The sequence below is a fragment of the Glycomyces sp. NPDC046736 genome, from assembly GCF_040645615.1.
Lineage (GTDB): Bacteria > Actinomycetota > Actinomycetes > Mycobacteriales > Micromonosporaceae > Glycomyces.
In genome coordinates this window covers 346,349-361,269 of record NZ_JBEYYO010000001.1, presented here as the reverse complement: position 1 = coordinate 361,269, position 14,921 = coordinate 346,349, and the positions used below count along the sequence as shown (strand labels likewise).

Here is a 14,921-nt window from a genome sequence, read left to right as displayed (position 1 = left end):
GGCGCGATCGGGAGGCCGGTCGCGCCCCGCTTCGGTCAGCGGCGCGGTTCGTACCGCATGACCACCGCGCCCGAGGCGAGTTCGTGGCGGCTGACCGGTGCGAGGTCGAGGGGCTCGGCCAGGCCCGCGAACGGGGTCGGGCCGTGCCCTGCGATCCGCGGGTGGACCACGAACTCGTACTCGTCGATCAGGTCCAGCTCGGCCAGCGCGAGCGGGAATGTCACGCCACCGGTGAGGAGGCCGCCTTCGTGCTCGGCTTTGATCTGCCGCACGGCTTCGGCGAGGTCGCCGCGTACGAGTTCGGAGTTCCAGTCGACTTGGTCGAGGGTGGTGGAGACGACGTACTTCTTCTTGGCGTCGATGGTGCGGGAGAACGGGACCATCCAGGGGTCCATCCATTCTGGAGGTTCACCGGACTCGGAGAGGCGCCATGCCTCCTCCATCATCTGGTAGACCACGCGGCCGAACAGGAGGGCGTCGACGCGGTCGATGATCGAGGCCGCGTGCCGGTGCATGTCCTCGGTGGGGACGACCGCGTTGTGGTCGCAGCATCCGTCAGAGGTGATGTTGATCGAGTATCGAAGAGCTCCCATGTCCGGAGCGTACCGGCCGCCACCGACACGCAGGCCCGCTCAGCGCGCGTGAGCTCCTCGCAGCTCGCGGATGACGGCGCGCACGGGGAGGGTCTGCGCGAGGGCGGGTGTGGTGACGTATCCGAGGTGGCGGGTGGGGGCGGTCTCGCCGAGGTCGGCGACGGTGACGCCTTCGGGCGGCGAGGCGAGCGTCAGGTGCGGCATCACGGCCATGCCGATGCCGGCGGCGACCATGGAGAGGACCACGCTGTCGTCCTCGACCATGATGCGGCGCTCGGGGAGCCAGTCTTGCTCGGTCCACCACTGGCGGGTGTAGCTGGAGCAGTTCTCGGACCAGTCGAGCAGTGGCAGGCGGCGCGGGTCGCCGGATTTCGCGGGCGAGACGAGCAGGTAGCGCTCTTCGTAGAGACGGTTGAAGATCAGGCCGTCGGGGACGGGCGAGGTGGGCGGGACCGTGGTGATCCCCAGGTCGGCGGTGGCGTCGAGGACTTCTCCGGCGCTGCCGCGGCCCACGTCGCGGACGATGCTCACCTGCGGTTGGAGGCCGGGGTGGAGGGCGGCGAGGCGGTCGAGGACTTCGGGGAGCAGCCCGGCGGCGGCGGAGCGGAAGGCGGCGATGCGGACGGTTCCGGTGACCTCTTCGGCGGCCGCGCCGCGGGTCTCTGAGCCCATCGAGTCGAGGAGGCGGAGGATGTGGCGGGCCTGGGTGCCGGCCCGGTGCCCGGCGTCGGTGGGGTGGGCGCCCTGGCGGCCGCGGTCGAACAGGACCGCGCCGAGCTTGCGTTCGCTGGTGCGGACCGCGTGCGAGACGGCCGACTGGGTCATGCCCAGGCGCGCGCCCGCGCGGGTGAAGCTCTGCTCGTCGGCCACGGCGACCAGGACGCGCAGCTCGGTGGGGGAAAGGTCGCTCACTGAGCGAATCTAGCCCCGAGGGGGCCGCACCGGCAACATCCATGAGCGGTGTTCATGGAAGCGGCGGTTCCATCCGCGCGAGCGTCTGTATAGGGCCTCGAATCGCGGATAGAAATACGTCATGACCGATCAGATGACGTACATCCAACTCGTGGGCCGCCCCAACGGATTCCCCACCGCCGACGACTTCGCGTTCCGGGAGGCGCCGCTGCCCGGGCTCGAACCGGGCACGGCCCTCGTCGAGAACCTGTACCTCTCGGTCGACCCGTACATGCGCCAGCTCATGGACGAGGTCTGGGAGTTCAACACGCCGCTCGAAGGGCGCACGCTCGGCCGGGTGATCGCCTCGGCCGACGAGCGGCTCAAGGTCGGCGACGTGATCCGGCACCGCTACGCGTGGCGGACCCACTCGCTGGTCCCGGCCGAGGAGGCCCAGCCGGTGAACGAGTACCCGGGCGTGCCGCTCAGCGCGCACCTGGCGCTGCTCGGCAACGGGACGGGCCTGACCGCGTACGTCGGCCTCACCCGGATCCTGGACGTGCGGCCCGGCGAGACGGTGTACATCTCGGCGGCCGCGGGCGGCGTCGGCAGCGCGGCCGGGCAGATCGCGCGGCTGCTCGGCGCGGGCCGCGTCATCGGCAGCGCCGGCTCGCCCGAGAAGGTCCGACACCTGGTCGAGGACCTCGGTTTCGACGCCGCGTTCGACTACCACGACGGCCCGGTCGCCGAGCAGCTCGCGAAGGCCGCGCCCGATGGCATCGACGCTTATTTGGACAACGTGGGCGGCGACCATCTGGAGGGCGCGATCGAGAATCTGCGCGAGTTCGGGCGCATCGCGTGGTGCGGCGGGATCTCGGGCTACAACGGCGAGGCCGCGCCGGTGCGCAACATCGACGACGTGCTCGGCAAGAGCCTGCGGCTCCAGGGCTACATGGTGCGGCACCACTTGGACGCCCGCGAGGAGATGGAGGCGCGGCTCGTCCCGCTGCTCCAGAGCGGCGAGATCGTCAGCGAGGAGACGGTCGTGGACGGGTTCGAGAACACGGTGTCGGCGTTCCTGGGCATGCTCCGAGGCGAGAACACCGGAAAGATGCTGGTGCGCGTGAAGTAGGTACGCGCCGAGGAGTCGTGGGCTCTCGGGCGTGTCTGAGAATCCCCGGCCGCCCGGGATTCTCGGACACGCCTAGGGGGTGTTTACGAACTCGCGGCGAGTCGGTATCCGAGTCCATTCGTTCGCTCGCGAGGCGGAAGGCCTTCCCGATACCGGTGTTGTATCGGGACGGCCGACAACGAAGTGAGCGGGCAAATGGGCCGGATAGCGGCCGTCGGGGGTCGTAAACACGCCCTAGCCTCGACGCATGCACAAGGAAACGCTCACCGGCGGCAACATGGACCCCGTGATCAAGGTCGGCGACACGGTCCGCCGTGTCACCGGCCCCTGGACAGCGGCCGTGCACGAACTCCTGGGCCTCTACGCGGCGGCGGGAATCGAGGCAGCGCCGCACGCGCTCGGCCTCGACGACCGGGGTCGAGAGATCCTGACCTACATCGAGGGCGAGACCCTCGAAGCGGCACCGCCTGAAGTCCGGTGGCGGGCCTCGATCCTCCGCGGGTCGGCGGGGCTGCTCCGCGAGCTCCACGACGCCAGCGCCCCGCTGGCCGCGCGGGGCCTCACCTGGCGGAACGAAACACACGACCCGGCAGAGGTCATCTGCCACAACGACTTCGCCCCGTACAACCTCATCGTCCAAGGCGGCCGTCTCGCGGGCGTGATCGACTTCGACATGGCCTCCCCCGGCTCCCGCATCTGGGACTTCGCCTACCTCGCCTACCGCCTCGCCCCCTACGCCGAAGACGCGGCGGGCTTCGACCCCACCACCCACGGCACCTCCGACGACCGCCTCGACACCCTCATCACCGCCTACGGAACCGACTTCCCCCCACCCGCAGTCCGCCGCACCATCACCGAACGCCTCACCGCTCTAGCCGCGTTCTCCGACAACCGAGCAACCCAAACAAACAACCCCGACCTCCACACCCACGCAGCGATGTACAGAAGAGACGCAACCCGCCTCCGCTAACCACCCAGGGCGGCGTACTCGCTGAAGGCTTGGTCGACGTCGGTTTCGGTGATTCCGTATCGGTCGATGTCGTACCGGTGGGCGCCGCCCGGTCCGCGCTCGGCCAGGGTCTTGACTCGGGCGGCCTCCGCGTCGTTCCACGTGAGTCCCAGACGGTCGAAGAGCGCCTCGAACGCATCGAGCGGGTCGGTCGCGACCGACGCGTACGGCACGTCGATGATCTGCGAGCAGGGGATCCCGGGCCGGTCGGCGCAGGCTCGTGCGGCGAGTCCGGCCATGGCGCCCAAGGCCATGCGCCCGACGTCGTGCCGTTCGGCTTCGCCCATGCGCCGCAGGTGCATGGCTCGGCTGGTCTCCACCAATGAGCAGATCGACCCGGTGACGGGGACCGGATCGCGGTGCGTCCACACGATCGTCGCGTCGGGGAACACTTTGCGCACCAACGGCAATCGTCCCAGGTGGATCGGGCACTTCAGCACCCATCTGGCCGGGGGCCTCCGGTGCTGGAGCACCTGGAGCGCCTGGTGCAGGTACTCGTAGTCGGGCGCGAAGTCCCGCTTGCGCAGCCACTCCTCATAGCCGGGCATCGGGGCGCGAGCAAGGTGCTGTTCGCCTTGCGGCAGCAGGAAAGCGCACTCGTCCGGCAGTTCCGCGTCGGGCAGGTGAATGACCCGCATCCCCGGCGCCAACCGCGACACCGTCTTCATCCCCGCGGCCACCGCGCCGACGACCTTGCGTTCCTGCTTCTCGGGCAGCGGCAGGTCCGTGTGCGACCACTCCCACAACTTCGGCCCGCGCGACCCCGGTGCGCCGGCCAGCACCTGATGCATGAACGTCGTGGCGGTCCGGGGCAGCCCGACCACCACGATCGGCGCGTCAATGGCCTCTCGCCCGATCTCCGGATGCGCCGCATGCAGCCCGCGAATCCGAACCCGGTTCAACATCCGCGCCTCGACATCAGCGCAGAACGAAAACCACCCCAACGCGCTCAACCCCGAAACAGCGGCGACCTCCCGCAGCAAGAACTCCATATCCGCATGAAACCCCGGGTCATCCCCCCGATCGACCCCATGCTTCGCCAGCAGCCGCGCATACACCTCACCGCCATCGCCCCGCCGCCGAACCAACCCCACGACACCATTGACCACGGGCAGCACACGAGAAGTCCGACGCACCAGAAACGCCTTCCATCGAGGGGGAAACCGAAAGCCCCCCAATAATGCCCACCGCTCAGGCTAGAGATTGGCCGGGTCGAAGAGGTCGCGTTCGGGTTGGGTCGGGGCTTGGAATTGGGTGTGCCATTCGCCGAGCAGGGCCGGGTCCACTGGGGTTGCGCCGGGTGCTCGGTTTCTGGTTGTCATGCGGCGGCGCAGTTCTTCCAGCGGCACTTCGAGGTAGCGCAGCTCGACGGCGGCGCCGAGTTCGCGGGCGCGAAGGCGCCTCTCGTCCCGCTCCTCGCGGCCCCAGAATCCGTTCTCCAAGATCACGCTCGCACCGCCCGCCAGCAGATCCTGCGCGCGGTCCCACTGCTCTTCCTCGACGCGAGCGCGAGCCTCCTCGTCAAACAGCCCGAACCCCGTCTCCACGAGCGCTTCGTCAGGACACAACCGAACCGCGGGCATCTCCCGCGCCAACCGCTTCGCAAGCGTGGTCTTCCCCGCCCCGGGCAACCCGCACACGAGCACCAGCCGGGGACGTTGCGGACTGGAGGCGTGGGTCATGCCGAAACCGTAGAGCCCGCTCGACTGGGGCGTCAACCGTGAAACCGGACTCGACGCCGGTTTCGCTGCGGGGCGTTCGAAGCCGGGCGCAGGATTCGGGAGGCGAGATTTATCGAACACGTGTTTGCACTTGCGCCCCGCTCGCGGTTGGGTAAGTTGATCTTGAAACACATGTTCGACACTGTACGGGGGTTCAGGTGGCGACGACGGTCGCGGCCGCGCTGGCCGCTGAGCTCGGGTTGCGCTCTGCGGCGGAACTGCGGCCCGTGCCCCGCGACGGGGCGCGGCTCAACGCCGACCCCGTCGGGCTCCCGAAGGCCATCTTGCCGGTCACCCCCGACATTTCCGGGCTCCTCCCCTACGGCGGACTCGCAACTGTGACCGCAATCTCCGCCACTCGACAGGGGGCCACATCGCTCCTGTGGCGGCTCCTGGCGGGCCCGACCGCGGCCGGGGCCTGGTGCGCCCTGATCGGGGTGCGCCACCGCTACTCCCTCACCGCCACCGCCGCGGGGGCCGACCTCGACCGCATCGCGTTCGTCGACGCCGCCGGGCCGTTGATCGCCGACGCCGCCGGAGCGCTCGCCGGAGGCGTCGCCGTCATCGTCGTCCCCAGCGACGGGCTCACCCCACCCCAGGCCAGGCGCCTGACCGCCCGCGCCCGCAACGGCGGCACCGCGATCGTATGGCTGGAGACCCGCCCCGTCGCCGGACCCGACGCCCGGCTCGACGTCACCAGCGCGAGATGGAGGGGCCTGCGCACCAACACCGGCCGTGTCTGGGGCGCCGGAGAACTCGACGCGTGCGAACTCGACGTCACCGCGCGCTGGCGCTCCGGTGGCCGCCGCCGGGCGCAGGTCTGGCCCTACGGAGGCGACCCGGCCGATCGGACCCGCACCCCCTCGGCGTACGCGCGATGGGGTGAGTGCCCATGAGCGCCAAGGTCACCCGCGCGCCGAGCCGGGTCCTCGTGACGCGCCTGCCGGACTGGGACCGCGGCCCCTCGGCGTACGCGCGATGGGGTGAATGTCCATGAGCGCCAAGGTCACCCGCGCGCCGAGCCGGGTCCTCGTGATGCGCGTGCCGGACTGGGACCGCGACGACGCGGCCGCGTTCGCTCCGGTCCTAGAGGCCTTGGACCTGCTCACCCCCTACGTGGAGGTCCTCGAACCGGGCCTCGTCGCCGTCCCGCTGCGGCGCGGTGCGGGCGATGAGGCCGCCTTCTGCGAGCGGCTCATCGACACCGTCACCGGGCTGGTCGACCACGACTGCCTCACCGGGATCGCCGACGGCCTGTTCGCCGCGATTCTGGCCTCGGAAGAGGGCCGGATCGTCCCGCTCGGCGGCGACGCCGCGTTCCTGGCCCGGAGGGACATCGCCGACCTCCGCATCACCGGCCTGATCGACGCCGAGCTGTGCAAGACCTTCCGCTACCTGGGGATCGAGACCCTCGGCGCGTTCGTGGCCCTGCCCGCTGCGGCGGTCGCCGAGCGCTTCGGGCCCGGCGTGCGGCGGGCCCAGCGGCTCGCGGCCGGGGAGCTCGCCCGGCCGCTGGTCCCGCTCCAGCCCGCCCCCGAACTCACCGTCGAAGCCGTCCCCGAGACCCCGTTCGCCACGATCGAGCAGGCGGTCCTGGCAGCCCGGCCCTTGGCCGAGCGCCTCACCGCGGTCCTGGACGGACGCAACGTCACCTGCACTCGGATCACCGTCACCGCCCGCAGCGCGACCGGGCTGGTCCGGGAGCGGACCTGGCAGATCGACCCGAGTGCGAACGCCGCCGACCTGGCCCGCCGGGTGCGCTGGCAACTCGAGGGCTGGCATCTGGCCGTCACCGGCGAAGAGGACGACGACGCCGTCGTCTCGCTCGCGCTCGCCCCCGGCGGGCTCATCGGCCTGGTCGAGGCCGGTCGGGGCCTGTGGGACTTCAAGGACCCCGCAACGATCAAAGCCGAGGCCGCGCTGCGGCACGCCCAGAGCCTGCTCGGGCCCGAGGCCGTCCGGATCGCCGCGCTCACCGACGGCCGCGGCCTGCACGAACGCGAGGGCACCGCGGCCTGGGAGGCCGAGCCCAAACCACCGCAGCCTTCGGGCCCGTGGCCGGGGGCCTTGACCGGCCCGCCTCCAGCGCTCGTCGGCGAGAACGAGGACATCGAGGTGCTCGACGCGGCCGGGGCCCCGGTGCGGGCCCTGGCCCGCGGAGACCTGTCCGCGACCCCGGCACTGGTGGCCCTGGGCCGCAAGCGGTTCCGGATCGTGGCATGGGCCGGGCCCTGGCCGGTGGTCGAACGCTGGTGGAACGGGGCCCGCCGGTACGCGCGCCTCCAGATCGAACTCGCCGACGGCCGCGCCGCGCTCCTGGTCTGCGAGAACGGGCAGTGGAAGGCGGTCGGCTGGTATGACTGACTACGCCGAGCTGCACTGCCACTCGCACTACTCGTTCGCCGACGGCGCCGACTCCCCGGAGGCCCTCGTGGCCGAAGCGCACCGGCTCGGCCTCGAAGGGCTCGCGATCACCGACCACGACGGCCTCTACGCGGTCTCGCAGTTCGCCACCGCCGCGCGGGCGCGCGGGCTGCGGACGGTGTTCGGCGCCGAGCTCGGCATCGAACTGCCGCGGGCGCGGCGGGGCCAGCCCGACCCGGCCGGGGAGCACCTGGTCGTCCTCGCCCGCGACGCCGAGGGGTACCGAGGGCTCTCCCGAGCCATCACCGAGGCCAAACTCGAAGGCGGAGAGAAAGACCTGCCGCAGTACCGTCTGGGGCGGCTCGCCGAGCACGCCGACGGGCGCTGGCAGATCCTCACCGGCTGCCGCAAAGGCCCGCTCAACGCGGCCTTGAACCGGGACGACCCGGACGGCGCCGAGCGGGCGCTGCGCGAACTGGTCGAGCTCTTCGGCCCCGGCAACGTCGCGGTCGAACTCACCAACCACGGCCAGCCCGGGAACCTCAAACGGGTCGAGGCGCTGGCGGACCTCGCACGCCGCCACCGACTGCCCGTCGTGGCCACCGGCAACGTCCACTACGCGGCCCCTCGCCGCCAGCGCATCGCCGCCGCGCTCGCGGCGATACGGTCGCGGCGCGATCTGGACTCGATCGACCCGCACCTCCCGGTCGCCTCGGCCGCGCACCTGCGCAGCGGCACCGAAATGGCCCGGCGGTTCCCCGATCACCCCGAGGCGATCGACAACGCCGTCGCGATCGCCCGCGAATGCGCGTTTGACCTCGAACTGCTCGCGCCGCAGCTGCCGCGGTTCCCCGTCCCCGAACCGCACGACGACTTCTCTTACCTCGCGGAGCAGGTCGTCACCGGGGCACGGCGGCTCTACGGGGAGCCGGGGGTCGAGCGCGTCCCCGGCGCGTGGGCGGTCCTCGACCGGGAGCTGCGGGTCATCCGGCAACTGCGGTTCCAGGGGTACTTCCTGATCGTGGCGGACATCGTCGACTTCTGCAACGCCAACGACATCTACTGCCAGGGAAGGGGATCGGCGGCCAACAGCGCCGTCTGCTACGCCCTCGGCATCACCAAGGTGGACGCCGTGGCGGCCGGGATGCTGTTCGAGCGGTTCCTGTCCTCCCACCGCGACGGGCCGCCGGACATCGACCTGGACATCGAGTCGGGCCGCCGCGAAGAGGTCATCCAGTACGTCTACGGCAAGTACGGCCGCGAGCGGGCCGCACTCGTGGCAAACGTCATCACCTACCGGCCCCGCTCCGCGGTCCGCGACGCCGCCAAAGCGCTCGGGCACTCGCACGAGCAGGCGACGGCCTGGTCGAAGCGGCTCCACCGCTGGAGCGGCCTCGACCCCGACGAGGCCGGAGACGTCCCCGCCGACGTCCAGTCGCTCGCCGCGGACCTGGTGCGGATGCCTCAGCACCTCGGCATCCATCCCGGCGGCATGGTCCTCACCGAGCAGCCGGTCAGCGAGATCGTCCCCGTCGAGCCCGCGCGCATGGCCGACCGGACCGTGCTCCAGTGGGACAAGGAGGACTGCGCCGACGCGGGGCTGGTCAAGTTCGACCTGCTCGGCCTCGGCATGCTCGAAGCCCTGCACCGCATGGTCGACCTGGTCGCCGGTTTCCACGGGACCCGCCTCGACCTGGCGCTGCTCGACCTCGCCGATCCCGAGGTCTACGAGATGCTCTGCCGCGCCGACACCGTCGGCGTCTTCCAGGTCGAGTCGCGCGCCCAGATGGCGACGCTGCCGCGGCTCAGGCCGCAGAACTTCTACGACCTGGTGGTCGAGGTGGCCCTCATCCGACCCGGCCCCATCCAGGGCGGCTCGGTCCACCCGTATCTTCGCCGCCGCCACGGCGAGGCCTGGGAGCACACGGTCCCCGAAGTCCTCAAGCACACACTCAAGCGGACCCTGGGCGTGCCGCTGTTCCAAGAACAGCTCATGCAGATCGCGATCGACGCCGCCGGGTTCGACGGCGGCGAAGCCGACCGCCTCCGCCGGGCGATCGGCGCCAAGCGCTCCGAGGAGCGACTGGAGGAGCTGAAGGGGCGCCTCTACGCGGGCATGGCCGAACGCGACATCACCGACGCCCAGGCCGATCAGATCTACGAGCAGCTCAAGGCCTTCGCCGACTTCGGGTTCCCCGAGTCGCACGCCATGTCGTTCGCGCACCTGGTGTACTCCTCCGCGTGGCTCAAATGCCACTACCCGGCCGCGTTCTACGCCGGGCTGCTGGCCAGTCAGCCCATGGGGTTCTACTCCCCCGCGAGCCTCATCGCCGACGCCAAGCGGCACGGCCTCGCCGTCCTCGCCCCGGACGTGAACTTCAGCGAAGCGGTCGCCTCGCTCATCCCCGCCGAGCGCGCGTGCGAAGCGCCCCTACACGGCGTCGCGGACCTGCGGCTCGGGCTCGACAACGTCAAGGGGCTCGGCACGGACGCCGGGGCGCGGATCGTGGCGGCCCGGGAGGCGGACGGGCCGTTCACCGCGATGGCGGACCTGGCCAGGCGCGCCCGCCTCGACCAGGGGCGCTTGGAGAAACTCGCCGTGGCCGGAGCCCTGGAGAGCCTCGAACCCGACCGCCGCAAGGCGCTGTGGACGGCCGGGACGATCGACGAGCGGCCCTCGACGATCCCCGGCACGGGTCCGGCCGCGCCCGCGCCGACGCTGCCGGGGATGAGCGCGGCCGACCTCGCGCGGGCCGACTACACGGGGCTGGGGCTGTCGGTGCAGACGCACCCGATGGAGCTGGTCAGGCACCTGCTCGACCCCGAGGGCGTGCTTCCCAACGAGCGATTGCCGTTCGCGGCCGACGGGGAACGCGTCGAGGTCGCGGGCATCGTGACGCACCGCCAGCGCCCGTCCACGGCGAAGGGCGTGACGTTCCTGAGCCTGGAGGACGAGACGGGCATCGCGAACATCGTGTGCTCGCAGGGGCTCTGGAAGCGCTGGCAGAGCGTGGCGACGGTCGCGAAGGCCCTGCGGGTGCGGGCGACGGTCGAGCGGCCGCAGGACGTGGGGGACGCGGTGGTGATGCCGATGCTGGTGGCCGACAAGCTGACCTTGCTGGATCTGCACAGCCCGGCGGCCCCGTCGCGCGACTTCCGCTGATCAGGCCGGTGCGGGCGGGAGGTTCTGGAGGAAGGTCGTCGCCGGGCAGAAGAAGACGGTGCCGGTGGTGGCGGTGGAGAAGTCGAGGATGCGGTCGACGTTGCCGTGGGGTTTGCCGAGGAACATGTTGCGGAGCATCTCGTCGATGACGTCGAGGTCGGCGGTGTAGCCGACGAAGTAGGTGCCGAAGGAGGCCGATTCGAGGGAGCCGAAGGGCATGTTGAAGCGCATGATCTTGCGCGGGGTGCCGTCGGGGTGGGGTTCGAGGTCGTTGAGGGCGATGTGGGAGTCGGCGGGTTTGGCGGCGTCGGAGAGTTCGCGGTCGGCGAGTTTGGTCCGGCCGATGACGCGTTCCTGCTCGGATTCGGGGAGGCCTTCCCAGGCCTTCAAGTCGTGGAGGTATTTCTGGACCACGACGTAGGCGCCTCCGGCGAAGGCCGGGTCCTGGCCGTCGATGATCGCGGCCTGGACCGCGTCGGGTCCTTCGGGGTTCTCGGTGCCGTCGACGAAGCCGAGCAGGTCGCGTTCGTCGAAGTAGCGGAAGCCGTGGGTCTCGTCGACGATCGCGCAGGCCGAGCCGAGGGCTTCGACGATGGTCTTGCCGAGTTCGAAGCAGGGCCCGGGGGCGCGGGCTCTGATGTGGAGCACGAGGTCGCCTTCGGTGGACGGGGCGCGGTGGCGGGGGCCTTCGAGCGCGGTGAACTCGCGCAGCTGCGCGGGGCGGGGGCCGGTGAAGAGCCGGTCCCACAGGTGCGTGCCGATGCCGACGACGCAGCTGAGGCGGTCGGCGGGGATGCGGAAGCCGACGCCGCGCCGGATGCCGTCGAGGTCGGCGAGGAAGTCCCTGATCTCGGGTTCCCTGCCGGGCCGGGCGGTGAGCACCAGGATGAGGGCGGCCTCGGTCGGCTGCTCGATCACGATCTGCGGCGTGTGCACGGTGGCCCCTTCCGGTCGGAGACTCCATTGTGTACCGAATGGCGGCTCACGTGGTGAAGAAGCCCGCGACGAGGTTGATGGTGGTGGCGAGGATGACCGCGCCGAACACGTACGAGATGAGGCAGTGGCGCAGGGCCACGGCCCGGATCTTCGAGTCGGACACGTCGGTGTCGGAGACCTGGTAGGTCATGCCGAGGTTGTAGCTGAAGTAGAAGAAGTCGCGGTAGGCGGGCGGGTCGTCGGTGTTGAAGTCGATGCCGCCGCCGCCCGCGTAGTAGATCTCGGCGTAGCGCGTGGCGTACATCAGATGCAGTGCGGCCCAGCAGAGGAAGACGCCGAGCAGCGCGGTGGCGGCGGCGAGGAACGCGGTGGCGTCGTCGCCGAGCAGCAGGAGCGTGACGATGCCGCCGAGCCCGCCGAGGGCGAGCGCGACCACGAGCACCTCGTCCGCGAAGGGGCGCAGGTCCTCTCGGGTCACGTTGCGCTCGGTCGCTTCGGCGTCCATCGGCCACAGCGCGATCCAGCCGGCGACGGCGAACGCCCCGGCGGCGAGTGCGATGCCGACGAGGACGCCGAGCGCGGGGTTCGCGACCAGGCCGGTCGCGAACCCCGTGGCGACGCCGACGACCAGCGCGAGGGCCAGTCGCGGTGTCGCCGAGCTCGGGACGGTCGCCATCTAGTGCTCGGGCTCGGGATGCTCGACGCCGATGTCGAGTCTGCCGTCGGCGAGGTCGACGCGCACGGTGTCCCCGGGGACCACGGTGCCTTCGATGAGCAGGCTCGAGAGGCGGTTGTCGAGTTCGCGCTGCACGAGTCTGCGCAGCGGCCGGGCCCCGAACTCGGGGTCGTAGCCGATCTCGGCGAGGTGGTCCTTGGCTCGGTCGGTGACGTCAAGGCCCACGTCCTGGGCCTTGAGCAGGCGCTCGGTCTTGCCGAGGACGAGCGTGACGATCTGGCGCAGCTGGTCGCGATCGAGCCGCTTGAAGACGATGATCTCGTCGATGCGGTTGAGGAACTCGGGTCGGAAGTGGCTGCGCAGGCGTTCCATCAGCTGCGGTTCGAGGTCCTCGATGGTCTCGTCGGTGGCGGCGAGGATGAGGTCGGAGCCGATGTTGCTGGTGAGGATCACGATGGTGTTCTTGAAGTCGACGGTGCGGCCTTGGGCGTCGGTGAGGCGGCCGTCGTCGAGGAGTTGGAGCAGCACGTTGAACACGTCGGGGTGGGCCTTCTCGATCTCGTCGAACAGGACCACCGAGTAGGGCTGGCGGCGGACCTTGTCGGTGAGCTGCCCGGCCTCCTCGTACCCGACGTAGCCGGGAGGCGCGCCGACCAGGCGCGACACGGTGTGCTTCTCCTGGAACTCGCCCATGTCGAAACGGATCATGCGGTCCTCGTCGCCGAACACGGCGTCGGCGAGGGCCTTCGACAGCTCGGTCTTGCCGACGCCGGTGGGGCCGAGGAACAGGAACGAGCCGGTGGGCCGGTTCGGGTCGGCCATGCCCGCGCGCGAGCGGCGCACCGCCTCGGCGACGGCGCTCACGGCCTCGTCCTGGCCGATCACGCGGTCGTGCAGGGTGCCTTCGAGGTTGAGGAGCTTCTGCTTCTCCTCGGCGGTGAGCTCGGCGACGGGGATGCCGGTCTGGCGGGACACGACCTCGGCGATGTCCACGACGGTGACCTCCGGGTGGTCGGGGGTCGCGTCGCCGGTGGCGGCCTGCTGCTCGGCGATCTGCTTCTTGAGGCGGTCGGCGCGCTCGTAGTCCTCGTCGGCGACGGCCGACTCCTTCTCGCGTTCGAGGCGGGCGAGGGCCTCCTCGGCTTCGCGGGCGTCGGCGTCGGGGGTCTTGACGCGCAGGCGGACGCGGGCCCCGGCCTGGTCGATGAGGTCGATGGCCTTGTCGGGCATGAACCGGTCGGTGATGTACCGGTCCGAGAGTTCGGCGGCGGCCACCAGGGACTCGTCGGTGTACTCGATCTGGTGGTGGGCCTCGTAGACGTCGGCGAGGCCGCGAAGGATCGCGATCGTGTCGTCCACGGAGGGCTCGGCGACCATGACCGGTTGGAAGCGGCGCTCCAGCGCGGGGTCCTTCTCGATGTGCTTGCGGTACTCGTCGATCGTGGTCGCGCCCACGACGTGGAGTTCGCCTTTGGCGAGCGCGGGCTTGAGGAGGTTCCCGGCGTCCATCGAGCCGTCGCCGGTCGATCCGGCGTTGACGAGGGTGTGGAGCTCGTCGATGAAGACCACGACCTCGTCGGAGTGTTCTCTGACCTCGTCGAGGAGCTTGGAGATGCGCTCTTCGAAGTCGCCGCGGTACTTGGTGCCGGCGACCATGCCGCCGAGGTCGAGGGCGATCACGCGGCGTCCGGCCAGTGTGGAGGGGACGTCGCCGTTGACGATCCGCTGCGCGAGGCCTTCCACGATCGCGGTCTTGCCGACGCCGGGCTCGCCGATGAGCACGGGGTTGTTCTTGCGGCGGCGCGAGAGGATCTCGACGGTCTGGGCGATCTCGTCGGCGCGGCCGACCACGGGGTCGACGTCGCCGGCCTTCGCGGCCGCGGTGAGGTCGCGTCCGAACTCGTCGAGTGTGGGCGTATCGGACTCGGCGGCCTTGGGGCCCTTGGCGTCGCGGGTTTCGAGCTGGGGGCCGACCAGGGCCCCGGCGGCGGGGCTGTCGCGCAGCGCGGCGATGCCGAGCAGCAGGTGCTGGGGCCCGATGTAGCTCGACCCGCCGCGGGCGGCCTGCTGCTGGGCGGTGCGCAGGACCTGCTTCGAGGCCGGGCTGAGCGAGAGGTCGCCGGTCTCAGGCCCGTCCTGTCGCGCCAGGCCGCGCATCTGCTCGGCGATCTTGTCGGGGTCGAGTCCGGACTCGTCGAGGATCGACCGGGTCGGCTCGTTCTCGGCGGCGGCCAGCAGGAGCGTCTCAGGGGTGATCTCGGAGGCGCCGAGCGCCTCGGCGGTGTCCTGGGCGGCCACGATGAGCGCCCGAGCGTCGTCGCTGAGCAGCCGTCCGAGGTCGACGCGCTGGACCTGGCCCCGGCCCGCGCCCGAGTCGAAGAACCGGCTCAGGATGTCGTCGAAGGGGTCTCGGGAGAACCACTGGTCGGCCATGGC

General features: G+C 70.9%; 12 protein-coding genes. 5 read left to right on the top strand and 7 right to left on the bottom strand.

Going from position 1 to position 14,921, the window contains the following annotated elements:
* Positions 1-35: 35 nt before the first annotated feature.
* Together AB0B28_RS01630 and AB0B28_RS01625 are read right to left on the bottom strand one after the other, a co-directional pair.
* Complete coding sequence (locus AB0B28_RS01630; RefSeq protein WP_360114703.1) at positions 36-593, bottom strand: dihydrofolate reductase family protein; 558 nt, start codon at positions 591-593, stop codon at positions 36-38.
* A 39-nt stretch (positions 594-632) separates the two neighbouring features.
* Positions 633-1,505: a LysR family transcriptional regulator gene (locus AB0B28_RS01625; RefSeq protein WP_360114700.1), complete on the bottom strand. Its 873-nt coding sequence runs from the start codon at positions 1,503-1,505 to the stop codon at positions 633-635.
* A 121-nt stretch (positions 1,506-1,626) separates the two neighbouring features.
* Between AB0B28_RS01625 and AB0B28_RS01620 the strand changes: the two genes are divergently transcribed.
* The gene (locus AB0B28_RS01620) at positions 1,627-2,616 is read left to right on the top strand and encodes an NADP-dependent oxidoreductase (RefSeq protein ID WP_360114697.1); all 990 of its coding nucleotides are present in this window, start codon (positions 1,627-1,629) and stop codon (positions 2,614-2,616) included.
* Between the two features lie 247 nt (positions 2,617-2,863).
* Positions 2,864-3,586 (top strand): phosphotransferase, encoded by a 723-nt coding sequence (locus AB0B28_RS01615; protein ID WP_360114694.1) that lies wholly within the window; start codon positions 2,864-2,866, stop codon positions 3,584-3,586.
* Here the strand turns inward: AB0B28_RS01615 and AB0B28_RS01610 are convergent.
* Positions 3,583-4,743, bottom strand: coding sequence for a sulfotransferase (locus tag AB0B28_RS01610; RefSeq protein ID WP_360114691.1), 1,161 nt, complete (start codon positions 4,741-4,743; stop codon positions 3,583-3,585). The two genes, AB0B28_RS01615 and AB0B28_RS01610, sit on opposite strands and share 4 nt — an antisense overlap.
* A 78-nt stretch (positions 4,744-4,821) precedes the next feature.
* Positions 4,822-5,307, bottom strand: a complete 486-nt coding sequence (locus AB0B28_RS01605) for an ATP-binding protein (protein WP_360114688.1) — start codon at positions 5,305-5,307, stop codon at positions 4,822-4,824.
* 197 nt (positions 5,308-5,504) lie between these two features.
* Here AB0B28_RS01605 and AB0B28_RS01600 point away from each other — a divergent pair, with 197 nt between their 5' ends.
* From AB0B28_RS01600 to AB0B28_RS01590, 3 genes are all read left to right on the top strand, one after another.
* The gene (locus AB0B28_RS01600) at positions 5,505-6,242 is read left to right on the top strand and encodes a hypothetical protein (RefSeq protein ID WP_360114685.1); all 738 of its coding nucleotides are present in this window, start codon (positions 5,505-5,507) and stop codon (positions 6,240-6,242) included.
* A gap of 97 nt (positions 6,243-6,339) precedes the next feature.
* Positions 6,340-7,710 (top strand): DNA polymerase Y family protein, encoded by a 1,371-nt coding sequence (locus AB0B28_RS01595; protein WP_360114682.1) that lies wholly within the window; start codon positions 6,340-6,342, stop codon positions 7,708-7,710.
* Positions 7,703-10,873 carry an error-prone DNA polymerase gene (locus AB0B28_RS01590; RefSeq protein WP_360114679.1) on the top strand — a complete coding sequence of 1,057 codons (3,171 nt, stop codon included), beginning with the start codon at positions 7,703-7,705 and terminating at the stop codon, positions 10,871-10,873. The genes AB0B28_RS01595 and AB0B28_RS01590 overlap by 8 nt, the downstream gene beginning before the upstream one ends.
* Here AB0B28_RS01590 and AB0B28_RS01585 read toward each other — a convergent pair whose 3' ends face one another.
* The 3 genes from AB0B28_RS01585 to AB0B28_RS01575 are packed head-to-tail and all read right to left on the bottom strand — an operon-like array spanning position 10,874 to position 14,918.
* Entirely contained in the window at positions 10,874-11,809 is a 936-nt protein-coding gene (locus AB0B28_RS01585) for a Dyp-type peroxidase (protein ID WP_360114676.1), read from the bottom strand.
* A 46-nt stretch (positions 11,810-11,855) separates the two neighbouring features.
* Positions 11,856-12,485 (bottom strand): DUF1345 domain-containing protein, encoded by a 630-nt coding sequence (locus tag AB0B28_RS01580; RefSeq protein ID WP_360114673.1) that lies wholly within the window; start codon positions 12,483-12,485, stop codon positions 11,856-11,858.
* Positions 12,486-14,918 (bottom strand): ATP-dependent Clp protease ATP-binding subunit, encoded by a 2,433-nt coding sequence (locus tag AB0B28_RS01575; RefSeq protein ID WP_360114670.1) that lies wholly within the window; start codon positions 14,916-14,918, stop codon positions 12,486-12,488. It lies immediately after the preceding gene.
* Between the last annotated feature and the right edge of the window lie 3 nt (positions 14,919-14,921).